Below are 13,367 nucleotides of genomic sequence, written 5' to 3' on the forward strand. Positions count from 1 at the left end.
TATTTCGCCCAGACTCAATTTAATGGGATTTGTTAAACTTGAGGTATCGAAATGGTGAATATATCACAAAATCTTCCCCGCGATTATGTTTGATTCTCCAGTCGTTGTAGGTTTTGTTGAAAATGGGATAGTACACATCACATGCCCTGAATTTCTTGAGCAGACCTTTTCGTGTGTCGATCGGATTATCGAGAAAGTCATCGATCAGATACTTCCACTTAATCCTCGAGTCAACCTCGAGGGAGGTTCCGAGATTCGAATTGACGCCACTTCGATATAGAAGCTCCCTGATTCTCCCTCCGTTCGTGATAATCATGCCATTTTTGTTCCAGTGTCCCAAATACTGGCTGCTCGATGGCGATTTCCCGTCGTTGAAGGAATAGCTATCTTTTATATATACATAGATATGTGTTATGGATGCGGCCAGATCGACGCAGTATGATTTGGATTTTTCATGGTTGTTGTATTTGTAATATCTGTCTCCAGAAAACTCCACACGCCCAATGGCGGCATAGATGTTGAAATTCGCCAGAGCAGCAGTCAAATCCGTCGGCGCATATGGGAGGCCTCCCGTCGTATCAAAGCTGGACACATTGACAAGTTGAAATTGCCACTTCCTGCAAAACTCGACGGGATTGCCTTTGTCGCCGACCGTCTGAAAATCGAGAGCTACCGAAGATGCGAATTTTTCTTTCACCACATGCCGTAGCAGATCTCTCAATCTAGCCGTGGCATTTTCGTTGTAGATATTTTTCGAGATAAGTTCTTCATATCGCTCTTTGACCTTCCCGAATTTCAGGGCCCAATCAAGGGTGACTGCGGTATTGTCAAACGGCTGATCTGTTTTGAAGCTGTTGTCCCATACGTGCTTGGGGCCGCTGAACCATCGCCTGGCGAGCTTGGCGGCAACAGGCCATTTCATTCGTTTCATCGCCTCAGGGACTTCCAGCAGGTCAAACGGAGGCGGATTTTCGCAATGCTCCGCATCGGCTGGCTCGGGCGACTTGGGTGGCGGGGCTTGCTTGGGTGGAGGAGTCTTTGCCGGCTCAGGTGCTTTCATCGTCTCGGGCTGGGCGGGTTTGGGCCCCGGAGACTTGGCGGGTTCGGGTTCGCCCGGAGCGAGCTTGTCCATGCAAACTCCGTGCGGGGTATTCAGGGGGACACACCCGTTGACGCCAGCGTATTCCTTCCACTTCGGCAATGAGAATGGAACCGATGATGTTTTGATTTCATAATAAGGTAATTTTTTGACTTCCGGCATAGGGTGTTCGATATAGGATTTTTTGAAATGGAGTGGCAATGATTTAATCAATGATCTGGAAAAATAGAACGGCAACAATGAAAACAACTGTCAGAATTTTCCTTGCATTTGAGATCGTAAAGATATGGGTGGCTCGCCATCGGAGGCGTACAGCAACTCGCGACGATTGGCGTACTCCGCCCGATACGATGTCGACATCGTCAGCGACGGCCGCGCATTCCTGCGGCCTCGGCGTTCGACATTAACGTACTGATAGGTCAGGTGGCTCCTGCCATCGTGTTGGTCACCTCTATTTGTTTATCGAAACCCGTCTAGTCTACCGGGATGCAGAAGTGCGGCTGTAGCTGTCCGGGAGGACGACCTTATAATCTATCGATGAATTAAATAGCCACTTCTATTCGCGAATTGATAATTAAGATTATCTTGTGCGAGAAAATCGCTCGCCTGCCGAGACTCCCATGTGAGGATTATCGATTGGCAATTTTAAAATACGGGGAAAATACGCAAGCGTTGCTCGCAGAGAACGTCGGTCCTGGCGTTGTACGCGTCATGCCGTTTGCGCCGGCCGCGAAGCTCGACGTCGCTTTAATGCATGGCGATGGGCCGGAACGTCGTACACGCTCAGCGTGCCGGCGCGTTCGAGTTCGTCGCGGCCGTAGCCTCGAGGATCCGTACCTGCTGTTCGCGTGCCGGCGATCGTGAACTGCACGGACGCGTACCGGACGGGGGCGACTCAGACCCGGGCGATTGGGAGATCAGAACAATGTTGGTCCAGGCGGACGGTGTGACGCAGGACACCCCGCTGCCGGGGCCATCGGCTCCTGCTATTTCCCGGCGAACGCATCGGCATGCGCGGCGCGATGCCGTGCTTCGGCCCGATCCCCGGCCGGATAGAACTGCCGCGCCCAACGCTGGAACACCGGATACGGCCCATCGCCCGCGCCCGGCGTACCGTAGCCGGTGTAGTCGCGGTTGCTCCACACCATGATGTCTTCCTTGAACACCGGCACGAGCCACAGTCGGTGCAGCAACCGGCCGAGCGCGGCGTAGACGACGCGCTGCAGCGGGGCCGGCCACCTCGACAGCCACGAAAAGCGGAACGAGATGCCGTCCCGGAAGGTCCAGCGCAGCGGCGCGATCTGCACGCCGCACGCGAAGATCTTCGCTTCGAGGCCGATCGCCTTCATTTCATGGTCGGACGACACGCACCCGAGGCCATGCACGCCGATCAGCGTGCTCCATCTGATGTTCTTCCACGCCATGTCCACCTGCATCGAAATACGCGGGCCGTCGATCACCGGGGCATGCGGCTTCATGTCCTTCCAGCGATGCAGCGCGCCGAAATGCTCGAGGTCGTAGCCGTTTTCCGGCAGGTTCTGCATCACGCCGCGCAGCGTGAATGCCTGGCCGACCGGCGCCGAGAAGCCGGTCATGTCCACGTCGGGCAGTTCCCAGGTCGGCGCCAGGCCGTCGGCGTTCTGCCACACGAACACGAAGCCGTTCCATTCGCGCACGTGCCGGGTGCGAAGCGTCAGCCCTTGGGCGCCGTTCGGGCAGCGGGCGGTGGCGCGCCGGCCGTCGGGGCCGTATGCGTAGTGATGGAACGGACAGACGATCTGTTCGCCGTCGACCCTGCCGCCGTGGCCGAGATGCGCGCCCTGGTGCGGGCAATACGCGTCGACCGCGCACGCGACGCCCGATGCGGTGCGGTACAGCACGACATCGCGTCCCATGAACGGCGTCGTGAGCACTGTGCCGGGCTTCAGCTCGCGGCTGAAACACAGCGCGAACCATCCGTCCGGATAAGGCAGCGGCGCGATCTCGTCGACGGGGCCGGTTGCGCTCATCGCGTGCGCTTGAGTCGGCATGGCACTCATCGCGCGAATGCCCGGTCGACGTAGGCGACGGCCGCCGGCTCGGCGCCGTCCTGCCCGTCGGGCGCATCGTCGCCGGGCGCCGGATAGAACTGCGCGGCCCAGCGCCGGAACGTCATGATCGGCATCTCGCCGGCCATCAGCGTCGGGCGCGCGTCGTAGTCGCGGTGATGCCAGATGCGCAGGTCGCGCTTGAACTGCGGCACGAACCACCACCGGTAAGCGGCGCTCGCGAGTACCTCGTGCAGAGCCCGGCGCAGCGGCGACGGCCACGCCGACGCGCGTTCGACGCGCAGTGCCACGAATTCACGGCACGTCCAGCGATCGGGTTCGATCTGCGTCGGGAACAGCACGACCCGCGCATGCAGCCCGAGGTCCGGCAGTTCCATGCGCGCGGCCATGCAGCCCAGGCCGTGCATCGTGATATCCAGCAACAGGCGTTGCCCGAGCAGCACGAGCGTCGAGCGCATCGTCATCCGGTGGCCGTCGGCTTGCGGCGGCTCCAGCACCGGATTCGACCAGCCGTGCACCGGACTGAAATGGTTGACGTCGACGCCGTTCTCGGCCGGATTCTGCAGATTGCCGTTCAGGGTGTGGCACGCGCCGCGCGGCCGCGAATAACCATCGAGGTCGAGGTCGGGCAGCGACCACGACGGCGGTGCGCCCGCACGGTCCTGCCATGCGAGCACGAGGCCGTTCCATTCGCGCACCTGGCGGTGCCGCAGCGTGGCGGCAGGCGGCTTGCCGTCTTGCCCGGCGCGCACGCAGGTGCCGTCCGGCGCGAACGCGAGGTGATGGAACGGGCACACGATCTCCTCGCCGCGCACGACGCCGCCGTGCCCGAGATGCGCGCCGAGGTGCGGGCAATGCGGCGCGACCGCGCGAATCAGGCCGGATGCCGTTCGATAAAGCACGACGTCCTCGCCCATGAAACGCGTGACGACGAGCGCGCCGGGTCTGACGTCGCGGCTGTAGGCCAGCGCGAACCAGCCGTCCGGATAGCGATGTCGCGAGGCGGCGGGCGCGGACACGGGAGGGATCGATGCGTGCATGCGCGTCTCCGGTCACCGGTGCGAATCGTGCCGCTCCGCCGCCGCGATTTCCTCGAGCGTCGGCAGCGCCGTCATCGCGACTTCGCCGCCGGCGAAGCGCCCGCCGCCGAGATCGTCGCCGTGGTAGCGGGTGCTGAACGCGTGGAATTCCGCGTTGCCGGCGCTCATGTAGCCCAGTTCCGTCACGTACGCCTGCGTGTCGGCGTCGCCGGCCAGCACGCCTGTCGCGATCGCGTCGCGCGCGTCGATCAGGCGGCGCTCGTTCGACGCGCACAGGGCAGCCAGCCGGTCGAGCGCCGCCTGCACGTCCAGTTGTTCGACAAGCATCAGGATCCAGACGGCATTGAACCGCTCGTGCGCGGACCACTCCTTGCGAAACGAAAACAGGTCGTTGACGAGGATCACCGAATCGATGGCCGCGTCGCGCGCATCGGCCAGTGCCGGGTGTTTCGCGAGGCGCTCGCCGATGTCGATGTCGAGCGCGTATTCGGTGAGCAGGGTGATCCAGTGCCCGAATCCCTCGACCCGGCGAAACGCCAGATAATCGGCGAGCGACAGGCGCGACGCGTCGGTCGCCGTCGGATTGGCCTGGGTGCGGATCTGGTCGCGGATGCATTCGACGAACCGCTGCCAGAAGGCCGGGCGCGCGTCGCCCGCGGTGCGCATCAGGCGCAGCGTGTCGTGCAGCAGTCGCGCGGACGGCGCGTCGGCCGGCGGCAGCTTGCCGTCGACGGCCGCGAGGAAATGCTCGCGCAACGTGTCGAGCCCCGCCTGATCGCCGGTGCGCGCGAGATGCGTGAACGCGTCGTCCATCAGCGTCGTGACGTGCATCATGCGGTGGATCGTGTACACGCGATCGGGCCGCGCATTCGGGTAACACAGGCTGCCATAGGCGGGAATGCGCTGCGCGAGAAAACGGCGCGCCGCTGCCTCGCTGCGATAGTGCTGCAGGATGGTCGGGTAGTCGTCGATCGCGAGCTGCCGCTCGATCGCTTCATGCCGCGGGTGCCGTGCAACGGGCAGCGACAGACGCGGCAGCGGCAGCACCAGCGTCTGCGTGGCGCTCGCGGTGCGTGGCGTTTGGGAGGCGTGCATGCGAGTCTCCCGGTCATGCGTCCGGCTTGACCGCGACGACGCTGTAGGTCGACACCTTGTTCTTGATCAGCGCGACGGACCAGTTTTCGGCGAGCACGCGCAGTTCTTCCAGCGTGTCCGGGGCGTGGTGCGGAAAATGGCGATCGATGTTGGCCTTGGCGTCCATCAGCCAGCGCGCGACGTCGATGTTCGACGGCAGCACGCGCATGTCGCGGATGGCGAACCCGGCGTCGACCAGCACCTGCCTGAAATAATCGGGCGTCTTGCGGTGTTTGCACGCGATCCGGTCGATCTCGTCCGGCGTGTCGGACTGGTATTCGCTCAGGTCGACGTTGTACAGATTATCCGAGATGATCACCGATCCGCCGGGGCGCACGCGAGCATGCAGCGCGCGCATCGCCTTTTCGTACAGTGCGTTCGGGAAATGCGAGATCACGCCGCGAATGATCACGAGATCGTACGGCGTTGCGGGATCGGGTAGTCGATCGACGTCCTGGGCGTTGCACTGATAGAGGTTGATGCGGCCCGCGAGCCCGTGCTGGGCATGAAAACGTGCGCAGTAGTCGAGCTGCTCGCGACTGACGTTGACCCCGTCGAGACACAGGCAGTCAGGGAAGCGGCCGGCCAGATACTTGAGGATGTAGCCCCAGCCGCAGCCGATGTCGAGAATGCGCTCGACGCGCGCGGGAGCCGGGGCGTCGAAGCCCGCGAGGTGAAGCTGGCGTTCGAAGTAGCGCATGCCCGATTCGTCGAGCGAGATCGGCGGCGTGGAGCGGGGATCGTCGTAAACACCGAACTGGAACAGCAGGTACTCGCCGATCGCCTTGCGCCAGTCGTCCGGACTGCCGGCATAGGTCGTCTGCACTTTCCGTTCGTAATCGTTCACCGTCTCGCCATGCAGCACGCGGATAGGCAGCGCGCGCTCCAGGTGGGGCGCGCGCAGTTCGGCGCTCGCCCGTTCGCTGAGCTGATTCATCGAAATCCTCGCGTCGTCTATTTCCGAAAAAACCGGACGAAACAATGCCTGCCGATTGAGCGGCAGTGCAGGTCTTCACGAGACGTCGGCACGAAAATGCGCCCGCCGATACGTGAGATCGAATAAATCGATGTAAGCTTCTGTCGAAGCGTTATGAAGGTGAAAGATCCGTGCGCATTTACAGGTCCCCGGATAAATGGCGGAAAGGGTGCCGAGACGAAGCATCGCAACCCCGGCCCCATACCATGTGCGGGCCTTCTGGCATTGCGGGATCGCGCCGGCCAGCCGGTTCGGCGCGGTATGTCGCTTGCGTTTTCACGATTCCGATACTGCGATTGTGAAACGGAAGTGAAGTGTATTCGTTATATGAGAGGCAATTCGTTTTTTCAAGAATCTTCCAGCCTGTTTTAAAAACACCGGGAAAGCAGGCGCTAATTAAAATATTGAAATCGCAATGGTCAACGGCGATTGGGATTATTTCGATTCGATGAATCGAAGCCGGGCGGCCGCGCCGCGAACGATCGCGCACGCGGCTGCCTGGCAGGACGAGGCCGGCCGCATGACGTCAGGCTCGACGGGAACGCGCGCTCGCGCCGAACGAGCCGGGCGCGGTGAACGGGCGCCTACGGCCGCGCGGCAATCTCGTCGAGATGCCACAGCAGGTCGGCCGGGTCGTCGTACACGCGCAGCGCGCCGGCGCGCTCCAGTTCGTCGCTGCCGTAGCCGCCCGACAGCAGCCCGACGCCGAGCGCGCGGCAGCGGGCGGCGGCCAGCATGTCCCAGATGCTGTCGCCGACCACGACGGTGTGCTCGATCGGCACGTTCAGCTGCGCGGCGGCAGTCAGGAACAAGTCGGGGTCCGGCTTCGCATACTTGACCTGGTCGCGCGTGACGACCACCTGCTTCGCCGGATCGACGCCGAGCGCCTCGAGATTGATGGCGGCCGTTTCCATCCGTCCGCTGGTGGCGATCGCCCAGCGGATGCCCGCGCCGGACAGCGCGGCCAGCAGTTCGCGCGCGCCCGGCAGCGGACGCACCTGCGCGCGCAGCCGCTGGTAGGCGGCCGCATGCAGCCGCGCGAGCCGTTCGACACGCTCGGCGTCGATGTCGCCCGCCGTCTCGCGCAGCAGCTGGTTCAGGAACAGGCCGCCGCTCATCCCGATCTTGCGGTGGATGCGCCATACCGACAGCTCGATGCCCTCCGCGTCGAGCGCTTCCTTCCACGCGAGCACGTGCTGATAGACGCTGTCGACGAGCGTGCCGTCGAGATCGAACAGAAACGACGTTTCAATGCGCATGTGAATCTCCTGGTCCGGTGGCAGGCGGGCGAAGCGTCCGCGGGAATCGTGGTCGATGGAGACATTATCGGCGCATGGCCGTGTCGTCGCCATGTCCGGCCGCCGGTACGGCGACGTGTCATGCGCCGCTGGTACAATCGCCCGATGCGCCGGGCCGGGCCTTCTGTGCCGCTTTCCGCGCCGCGCCCGTGCCGTACACACCCCCAACCCTCGTCTCGTCGATTCCACGCATGGCAACACCGGACGCCATCAGTTCCAGGCACTCGTGGTGGGGCGTACTGGCCCTGTCACTCACCGCCTTCATTTTCAACACCACCGAATTCGTGCCGGTCGCGCTGCTCAGCGCGATCGGCGACAGCCTGCAGATGCAGCCGACCGCCGTCGGCCTGATGCTGACGATCTACGCATGGGCGGTGGCCGTCGTGTCGCTGCCGCTGACCTTCGTCACGCGTCACGTCGAACGGCGCAAGCTGCTGGTCGGCGCGTTGCTGGTGTTCATCGGCAGCCACATCGTGACCGGCGTCGCATGGAATTTCGCGGTACTGATGATCGGCCGGCTCGGCATCGCGTGCGCGCATGCGGTGTTCTGGTCGATTTCCGTCCCGCTGGCGGTGCGGCTCGCGCCGAGCGACCGCAAAAGCCGCGCGCTGAGCCTGATCGCGATGGGCTCGGCGATCGCGATGGTCGCCGGCATTCCGCTCGGCCGCGTGATCGGCGAGGCGTTCGGCTGGCGCGTCACGTTCCTGATCATCGCGGGCGCCGCGGCCGGCGCGGCGCTGGTGTTGCGCGCCACGTTGCCGGTCCTGCCGAGCCAGGGCGCCGGCTCGCTGAGCAGCATCGGCGTGTTCCTGCGCAAGCCGGCCCTGGTGGCGCTCTACGCGATTACCGTCCTGGTCGTGTCCGCGCACTTCACGTCGTACACGTACATCGAGCCGTTCGTCCAGAGCGTGAACCACGCGAGCAGCAGCCGGATCACGTACGTGCTGATCCTGTTCGGCATCGCCGGCCTGCCGGCCGCGCTCTGCTTCAATCGCGCGTACCCGCGCGATCCCGACCGGTTTCTGCTGACGTCGATCGTCGCGTTGTCGGGTTGCCTGCTGGTCCTGTTCCCGTGCGCGCTGAACATCGTCACGCTGTCCGTGCATACGCTGGTGTGGGGCGGCGCGATCGTCTGCTTCGGCCTCGCGATGCAGGCGTGGGTGCTGAAGCTGGCGCCGGACGCGACCGACCTCGCGGTGTCGATCTACTCCGGGCTGTACAACGTGGGCATCGGCGCGGGTGCACTGCTCGGCAACCATATCGCCGGGGACTACGGGCTGCCGTGGATCGGCACGTTTGGCGGCGTGGTCGGCGCGTTCGCGGTCGGGATCGCGTGGCTCGCGTTGCGGCTTCATGCGCGGCAGGCAGTGGCTTAGGGGCCGCGCAAGCCCGTTATCGGTATGAACGGGCCCCAAGCGCCATTGTCATGCGGCCCGCTTCGTCCCGCGTCGTCAATGCGGCGCGTCGTATGGGAGCCCCGCCGCATCGCGCTGCCGCAGTTTCGCGTACAGCGTCGTGCGTGAAATACCGAGTTGCCGCGCGGCCGCCGACACGTTGCCGTCATGCTCGTCGAGCGCCCGGCGGATCGCGTCGAGCGACTGTTCGCGCAGGCTGACGCTGGCGGGTGGGCTGACGGCCGGCGCCGCGTGACACAGGTCCTCCGCGTCGGCGAGCACGTCGGCGTGGCGCGCGGCGGTCGCCCGATCGAGCGGTGCGCGCACGGTGCGCACCCAGATGTGGCTGCCATCGTCGCGTGCGATCCGCTGCGGCGTGCGCGACGGTGTCAGCAAGCGACGCTGCTGCGCGGGCGTCGCACCGGGAAACAGTTGCCGGAGCTCGACCGGTGCGGCCGGCCCGTCGGGCGCGAGGTCGAGCATCCGGCGCGCCGGCCGGCTCACCGCACGCACGCGGGCCGCCCCGTCGAGCGCAATGACGCCGGCGAGCGGCGTGCCGAGCCAGCGCGGATCGTATTGCACCTGCAGCAGATGGCAGTCGCGCAGCATCGCATAGAGCCGCTGCTCGGCGGACAGCGCCGCATGCCGGAACGGCTCGAGCAGTTGCGCGACATTGCGCCGGCCGGTGCCGGTGATATCGAGCGCGCCGATGACTTCACCGTCGAAGCCGACCAGCGGTACCGCGAGACAGAACACCCGCGAGAACGCGTCGAGATAATGCTGCGCGCCCGCGACGATGGTCTCGACGCCGTCGTGAATCACGCAGCTCGGCGCGGTCGTGCCGATGTTCGGTTCGACGATCCGGCGCCCGGCGACGATCGGCGTCAGCAGCGCGTCGTCGCATTGCGGGCTGCGTCGCGCGTGGACGACCGTGCCGTGCGGATTGACGCACATGATCGTCCATTCGCTGCCGCCGAATGCGGCCCACAGCGGCTCGATCTCCTGCGCGACGCAGCGATAGAGCCGCCGGTCCGCGCGCGATTCGTCGTGCTCGCGCTGCATTTCATAGCGGGCGGTTTGCCACGGCCGCAGCCCGGCGTCGCGCGAGCGCAGCCACGAGCGCGCGACGCCGGCCGGCAACGCCGTGTCCGGCAGCGGCTCGCCCGCGGCGAAGCGGGCGCGGAGCCGGTCGAGGTCGACCGGCCGTGCAGGGGATTCGGGGGCCATGTTCACGCTGCGCTCCATGTGGGTCGAAAGTCCGGGCGCGCGTGCCGCGCCGGCGTGTCGAGCGAATGCGTAATATAGCCCGGTGCCCGGAATGCGGCATTTTCCTTCCCCGAGGGCGTCGTTGCGTGCCGCCGCGAGGCGTCGGCGGCCCGCGCGGCGCCCGCGTGCGCTCAATGCGGCAAGCGCAGGATCGGCTTGAGCGTGATTCCCGTGCTGCTGTCTTCCGCCGCCTGGTTGATCTGCTCGAGCGGATAGAACTTCACCAGCCGGTCGAACGGAAACCGCCCCTGCAGATACAGTTGCACGAGTTGCGGAATGAACGTCTGCGGCACGCTGTCGCCTTCGACGATGCCGCGGATCGTGTGGCCGCCGAGCAGCAGGCTGTTCACGTCGAATTCGGCCTTCGTGCCGAGCTTCGGCGCGCCGACCACGCCCATCGTGCCGCGCGAGCCGAGCGCGTCGATCCCTTGCGACAGCACCGCCGGCAGCCCGGTCGATTCGAGCGCATAGTCGACGCCACCGCCGGTGATCTCGCGGATCGCGGCGACGACGTCGACTTCCCGGCTGTCGAGCGCGTGCGTCGCGCCAAGTTCCAGCGCGAGTGCGAGCCGCGACGGGACGATGTCGACCGCGATGATCGTCGTCGCACCCGCGATGCGTGCGGCCATCACGGCACTCATGCCGACCGCCCCCGCGCCGAAGCTCGCGAAGCTGCTGCCGGGGCGCACCGCGAGCGAGTTGATCACCGCCCCCGCGCCGGTCTGGATCCCGCAGCCGAGCGGGCCGAGCAGTTCGAGCGGCGCTTGCTTCGGCACCTTGATCGCGTTGTTCTCGCGTGCGAGCGCGTAGCTCGCGAACGACGACTGCGCGAAGAAATGATCGTGCAGCGGTTGTCCGGCTTCGTCGCGGATGGCCGTCTGCCCGTCGGCGTCGGCGCCGCCGAAATTCAGCGCGAAGAACTGCCGGCAATACGCGCCGTGACCGCCGACGCACGACGCGCAGTGGCCGCACGCGCCGTAGGTGAGCACGACGTGATCGCCGGCGGCGAGCGTCTTCACGTCCGGGCCGACCGCCTCGACCACGCCGGCGCCTTCGTGACCGAGCACGGCCGGCAGCGGTACCGGGTAGTACTGGTCGCGCACGATCAGGTCGGTGTGGCACAGGCCCGTCGCGACGACGCGTACCAGCACCTCGTCGGCGCGCGGCGCGCGGAGCCGCGCGGATTCGATCGTGAAGGGCGCGCCGGCGGCGCGTGCGACGGCCGCGGTGACGGCGCGCGTATCGTTTTCGGTGTACATGGTCGGTCTCCTCGTCAAATCGGGTACAACGGCGCTTCGCCCTTGATCGTCAGCCACTGCCACTGCGTGAATTCTTCCCAGTTCGCGCTGCCGCCGATGCTCGCACCATTGCCCGATGCGCCGACGCCGCCGAACGGATTGATCACTTCGTCGTTCACCGTCTGGTCGTTGATGTGCAGCAGCCCCGTGTTCAGGCGTTCGCCGATCCTCAGCGCGCGGCCGACGTCGGCGGACAGGATCGCCATCGACAGCCCGTATTCGGTTTGATTGGCGAGGGCGATCGCGTCTTCGTCGGTATCGAACGGCACGACGATCGCGACCGGCCCGAAAATTTCCTCGTCGAACGCCGGATTGCCCGGCGTGACGCCGCTCAGCACGGTCGGCTCGAAGAACAGGCCGCGATGGCCGCCGCCCGTCTCGACGCGTGCGCCCGCGCGGCGGGCTGCATCGACCACGCTCGCCGCATGGTCGCATTGCGCGGCATTGATCAACGGTCCGAGGCCGACGTCGCCGGTAGCCGGGTCGCCGACGCGCAGGTTTTGCGCCTTCTCGACGAGCTTCGCGACGAAGCGGTCGTGCATCGCGCGCTGCACGAGCACGCGGCCGGTCGCCATGCATATCTGGCCTTGATGCAGATACGCGCCCCACGCGGTGTTGGCGACCGCGCGGTCGAGATCGGCGTCGTCGAGCACGATCAGCGAGTTCTTGCCGCCGAGTTCCAACGATACCTTCTTCAGATGGCGGCCCGCCGCTTCGCCGACCTTGCGCCCGGCCGCGGTGGAGCCGGTGAACTGGATCATCGCGACATGCGGATCGGCGACCAGCGCGGCGCCGGCCGCACCGTCGCCGGGCAGCACGTGCAGCACGCCCTCGGGCAGGCCGGCTAGCTCGAACACGCGCGCGATCGCGACACCGCCGCACACGGCGGTGCGCGGATCGGGTTTCAGCACGACCGCGTTGCCGAGCGCGAGCGCCGGTGCGACCGCGCGCAGCGCGAGGTACAGCGGGAAGTTGAACGGCGAGATCACGCCGACCACGCCGCGCGGGCGGCGGCGCGCGAGCGACAGCCGGCCGGCCGCCGACGGCAGCACTTCACCGGCTGCGCGCGACGGCAGCCCGGCGGCCTCGTGCAATGCCTTGATCGTAACGGACGTTTCGAACGACGCCTTCGCGCGCGTCGAGCCGCTTTCGCGTACGAGCCAGTCGACGATCGCATCGAAATGCGTTTCGGCGACGGCCGCCGCGCGGCGCAGCACCGCCGCGCGCTCGTCGTAGGGCAGGGCGAACCATGCGGGTTGCGCGCGATGGGCTGCGGTGGCGGCTTCCGCGATGGCCGCGCCGTCGGCGAGACCGATGCGGCCGAGCGTGTTGCCGGTCGCCGGTTCGATCACGTCGGCCGCTTGCGGGCTCGCGTCCCAGCGGCCGGTGAAGATCTTGCCGCGCCAGATGTCGGCGTCGAACAGTGCGGTGTTGCTGCTATCCATGTGCGCTCCTGTGGAAATTCGGATCGCCGGATCGGGCAACGCGCGGCCCGCTCCAGCATGCCCGCGAGGGTAGGCGGGCAGGGCGAAACGGAGCTATCCGGGTTTCTTCCCACGCGCGGGAGGCGTATGGATTGGGGCGTGTTCGCGATACCGTGTGCGGAAACTGAACAGTCGCTGTGGGTTTTGTTGCCGCATTCTGTTTGATGACACGGCAGGTGTGGTTGGTGCGGCGGGACCGGTGCCTGATCTGAAGGCCCGGCGTGAAAACCTGCGCGAAGACTTTCGGTCACGCGTGTTCGGATCGGCCGTTATCGATCCGCAAAGGATATCTGGCGCCCCCGATTGCAGTCATTTTCAAGAATGCGCTTT

10 protein-coding genes are annotated in these 13,367 nt (G+C 65.5%); 1 reads left to right on the forward strand and 9 read right to left on the reverse strand.

What is annotated here, in order from left to right:
* Window positions 1-19: 19 nt before the first annotated feature.
* From VXM69_RS35650 to VXM69_RS35675, 6 genes are all read right to left on the reverse strand, one after another.
* A complete protein-coding gene (locus VXM69_RS35650; RefSeq protein WP_367190697.1) occupies window positions 20-1,132 on the reverse strand; it encodes a DUF6402 family protein in 1,113 nt (370 codons plus the stop codon).
* 953 nt (window positions 1,133-2,085) lie between these two features.
* Window positions 2,086-3,129 carry a Rieske (2Fe-2S) protein gene (locus VXM69_RS35655; protein WP_367190698.1) on the reverse strand — a complete coding sequence of 348 codons (1,044 nt, stop codon included), beginning with the start codon at window positions 3,127-3,129 and terminating at the stop codon, window positions 2,086-2,088.
* 5 nt (window positions 3,130-3,134) lie between these two features.
* A complete protein-coding gene (locus tag VXM69_RS35660) occupies window positions 3,135-4,187 on the reverse strand; it encodes a Rieske 2Fe-2S domain-containing protein (protein ID WP_367190699.1) in 1,053 nt (350 codons plus the stop codon).
* A gap of 12 nt (window positions 4,188-4,199) precedes the next feature.
* Complete coding sequence (locus VXM69_RS35665; RefSeq protein ID WP_367190700.1) at window positions 4,200-5,282, reverse strand: terpene synthase family protein; 1,083 nt, start codon at window positions 5,280-5,282, stop codon at window positions 4,200-4,202.
* A gap of 13 nt (window positions 5,283-5,295) precedes the next feature.
* Window positions 5,296-6,258 carry a cyclopropane-fatty-acyl-phospholipid synthase family protein gene (locus tag VXM69_RS35670; RefSeq protein WP_367190701.1) on the reverse strand — a complete coding sequence of 321 codons (963 nt, stop codon included), beginning with the start codon at window positions 6,256-6,258 and terminating at the stop codon, window positions 5,296-5,298.
* 623 nt (window positions 6,259-6,881) lie between these two features.
* A complete protein-coding gene (locus VXM69_RS35675) occupies window positions 6,882-7,556 on the reverse strand; it encodes an HAD family hydrolase (RefSeq protein WP_034190015.1) in 675 nt (224 codons plus the stop codon).
* Window positions 7,557-7,786: 230 nt separating this feature from the next.
* Between VXM69_RS35675 and VXM69_RS35680 the strand changes: the two genes are divergently transcribed.
* A complete protein-coding gene (locus VXM69_RS35680; RefSeq protein ID WP_367190702.1) occupies window positions 7,787-8,971 on the forward strand; it encodes a sugar transporter in 1,185 nt (394 codons plus the stop codon).
* Window positions 8,972-9,046: 75 nt separating this feature from the next.
* On the opposite strand, the gene VXM69_RS35685 is transcribed toward VXM69_RS35680, so the two are convergent.
* From VXM69_RS35685 to VXM69_RS35695, 3 genes are all read right to left on the reverse strand, one after another.
* Window positions 9,047-10,234: a helix-turn-helix domain-containing protein gene (locus tag VXM69_RS35685; RefSeq protein WP_367190703.1), complete on the reverse strand. Its 1,188-nt coding sequence runs from the start codon at window positions 10,232-10,234 to the stop codon at window positions 9,047-9,049.
* A gap of 152 nt (window positions 10,235-10,386) precedes the next feature.
* Window positions 10,387-11,514 carry an NAD(P)-dependent alcohol dehydrogenase gene (locus tag VXM69_RS35690; RefSeq protein ID WP_034190018.1) on the reverse strand — a complete coding sequence of 376 codons (1,128 nt, stop codon included), beginning with the start codon at window positions 11,512-11,514 and terminating at the stop codon, window positions 10,387-10,389.
* A gap of 14 nt (window positions 11,515-11,528) precedes the next feature.
* A complete protein-coding gene (locus VXM69_RS35695; protein WP_367190704.1) occupies window positions 11,529-12,998 on the reverse strand; it encodes a benzaldehyde dehydrogenase in 1,470 nt (489 codons plus the stop codon).
* Between the last annotated feature and the right edge of the window lie 369 nt (window positions 12,999-13,367).

Origin of the sequence: Burkholderia sp. Ed8 (genome assembly GCF_040761425.1) — a bacterium.
In the GTDB taxonomy this organism is placed as follows: Bacteria; Pseudomonadota; Gammaproteobacteria; order Burkholderiales; family Burkholderiaceae; genus Burkholderia; species Burkholderia seminalis.

What these genes read in the sequence shown, in the direction of transcription:
- VXM69_RS35680 (WP_367190702.1), top strand. Translation starts at nt 7,787, where the DNA reads ATGGCAACACCGGACGCCATCAGTTCCAGGCACTCGTGGTGGGGCGTA.
- VXM69_RS35690 (WP_034190018.1), bottom strand. Translation starts at nt 11,514, where the DNA reads ATGTACACCGAAAACGATACGCGCGCCGTCACCGCGGCCGTCGCACGC.
- VXM69_RS35670 (WP_367190701.1), bottom strand. Translation starts at nt 6,258, where the DNA reads ATGAATCAGCTCAGCGAACGGGCGAGCGCCGAACTGCGCGCGCCCCAC.
- VXM69_RS35650 (WP_367190697.1), bottom strand. Translation starts at nt 1,132, where the DNA reads ATGGACAAGCTCGCTCCGGGCGAACCCGAACCCGCCAAGTCTCCGGGG.
- VXM69_RS35665 (WP_367190700.1), bottom strand. Translation starts at nt 5,282, where the DNA reads ATGCACGCCTCCCAAACGCCACGCACCGCGAGCGCCACGCAGACGCTG.
- VXM69_RS35695 (WP_367190704.1), bottom strand. Translation starts at nt 12,998, where the DNA reads ATGGATAGCAGCAACACCGCACTGTTCGACGCCGACATCTGGCGCGGC.
- VXM69_RS35685 (WP_367190703.1), bottom strand. Translation starts at nt 10,234, where the DNA reads ATGGAGCGCAGCGTGAACATGGCCCCCGAATCCCCTGCACGGCCGGTC.
- VXM69_RS35655 (WP_367190698.1), bottom strand. Translation starts at nt 3,129, where the DNA reads ATGCCGACTCAAGCGCACGCGATGAGCGCAACCGGCCCCGTCGACGAG.
- VXM69_RS35675 (WP_034190015.1), bottom strand. Translation starts at nt 7,556, where the DNA reads ATGCGCATTGAAACGTCGTTTCTGTTCGATCTCGACGGCACGCTCGTC.
- VXM69_RS35660 (WP_367190699.1), bottom strand. Translation starts at nt 4,187, where the DNA reads ATGCACGCATCGATCCCTCCCGTGTCCGCGCCCGCCGCCTCGCGACAT.